Source organism: Mycobacterium sp., assembly GCF_035570115.1.
GTDB lineage: Bacteria > Actinomycetota > Actinomycetes > Mycobacteriales > Mycobacteriaceae > Mycobacterium.
Genome location: NZ_DATMLH010000184.1, coordinates 1 through 2,093, shown reverse-complemented (window position 1 = coordinate 2,093; position 2,093 = coordinate 1). Strand labels below are relative to the sequence as shown.

The following is a 2,093-nucleotide window of genomic DNA, read 5'->3' as shown; positions in this document are numbered from 1 at the left end:
TCGATGTTGACATCGTCTAAGCGCCGGATGCCTTCACCGAACACGCCGCCGATGCCTTCGGTGACGTAGGTCGTCTCGCCGGTGACGTGATCCTGGACGGTGAACCGCCGCACGGTGCCGGGGTCGATGCAGGTGATTGGCGCCAACGGTCCATGGGTCGGCGGCGCGAACGACACCGCCGGTCCTTGGGTCTCCTGCCGCACCGGCAGCTCCATTGCACTCTCGCCCGTCCGGATCGACAACGTGGCCGGGTATGGTGCCGGCCAGACAATCGGCCAGTACGCCGTCGCGATCGACAGGCGGATGCGGTGACCCGGCAGGAACCGGTATCCGCACGCATTGAGCGTCACGCTCAAATCGTAGTAGCGCCCGGGCGCGAGTCGCGAGGGGTGCTCGTGGCTGTCGCGGTGAGTAAGATTGACGACCTGATAACTGACACGCGTGACCCGACCGTCCGGCGCCACATCTGAGAGGCGAACCGCTAGCTGGGCGACAGGCGCGTCGGACGAGACCTGCAGCCGCAGCAGCGGCGGACCGAGCACCGAGAGCTCACGCTCGAGTGCCAATGTGTCGAATACCAGTGCCCCACCGTCGTCGAGCCGCTGGTCCGTCGGGTGCTCGCCCGGACATCCGGTTCCCATCCACTCACCGGCAGCCTTGCCTTGGCTCTGCGGCGAACGAATCGAGAACACGGTGCTCCGATCAGGCTGTTCGCCGAGGCTTCGGTCTGCGCGAAGAAAGAGCCGCCACGGCTGGATGTTGCGCGACGGGTAGGTCGCCTCGCCGACCCAGCGCCCCGGGATGAACGTGCGCGTGCCGTCCGGGGCGACGGGGTCCTCGATGTATGCCCGCAGCATCGGCTCGTTCATGATCCCGTTGTCCCGGCCTTTGAGCCACCGGTCCCACCAGCGGACCGCTTCTTGCAGATAACCGATCGCGGGGCCGGGCACGCCGTCATGCGGATAGAGATGCCCCCATGGCCCGATGATGCCGAGCCGCGGCACCTTGAGGTTCGCGAGGAAGCGCGGAACGGCGTTGGTGTAGGCATCCGACCAACCGCCGATCGCGAGGACTGGGCAGTCGATCGCCGCGTAATCCTCGCAGATCGAACCGTGCTTCCAGTAGTCGTCGTAGCGCTGGTGAGATAGCCAGAGCGCTGGGAAGAAAGGGAGCGTCTCGAGTCGCTCGAGCCAGCGCCCGCGCCATTCCTGACCAACGATCTCGGGATCGAGCGGCCGGCTCTGGTAGGCGAGCATGATGCTGCCCCACCATAAATTGTCGTTGAGCAGACAGCCGCCCATGTAATGGATGTCGTCGGTGTAGCGATTGTCGGTCGAGAAGGTGGTGATGATCGCCTTCAGTGCCGGCGGACGGCGGGCTGCGATCTGCAGCGCATTGAAACCACCCCATGACTTGCCCTGCAGGCCCACGGCGCCGGTACACCAAGGCTGGCTCGCAATCCAAGCGATCACCTCGAGGGCATCATCCTGCTCCTGCTTGAGATACTCGTCCGCGAGATGACCCTCGGACTCGCCGGAGCCGCGCATGTCGACACGGATGGCCGCGTAGCCGTTCTGCGCGAAGTAGCCGTGCATGGGGTCGTCGCGCGCTCGTGTGCCGTCGCGCTTTCGGTATGGGATGTACTCAAGTACAGCAGGAACGGGCAACTGGACCGCGGTCTTCGGGAGCCAGAGACGAGCCCCTAGACGGCAACCGTCGCTCAACGTGATCCAGACATGTTCCTCGATGTGCAACGGTTCAGCTCGCGCTGTCGCTACCGATTTGGGCGGTAGACGAGATCACCGTACTTCACCCACTTGCCGCTGCCGGCGGGGGCAACGTACTGCAAGATGCGCACAGTACCGTCGGAGCGGTTTTCATACACCAGCTTCACGTCGCGTTTGCGCGAAGGGATCACAGTCACGAATACCATGTTGCCGTCCGCATCCGGCGCCCCACGCAGGAAAATCGCCCCCCACTGATTGTCGGCCCACATCTGCAGCCAATTCTCGCCATCGAAGCGATTGACGCCGATGCCCGCGAGCCGGTACTTGACACCCGGGCGCCGGTACATGTCCGTCAGGAAGGTCAGG

Annotated in this window: 2 protein-coding genes; both read right to left on the bottom strand. The window is 64.6% G+C overall.

The features are described 5' to 3' along the window. On the bottom strand, positions 1 to 1,667 hold a 1,667-nt coding region (locus VNW74_RS16625), incomplete at its 3' end, for a CocE/NonD family hydrolase (protein WP_325678699.1). Positions 1,668 to 1,774: 107 nt separating this feature from the next. Next, positions 1,775 to 2,093: hypothetical protein (locus VNW74_RS16620; RefSeq protein ID WP_325678697.1), on the bottom strand; the 319-nt coding region annotated here is incomplete at its 5' end.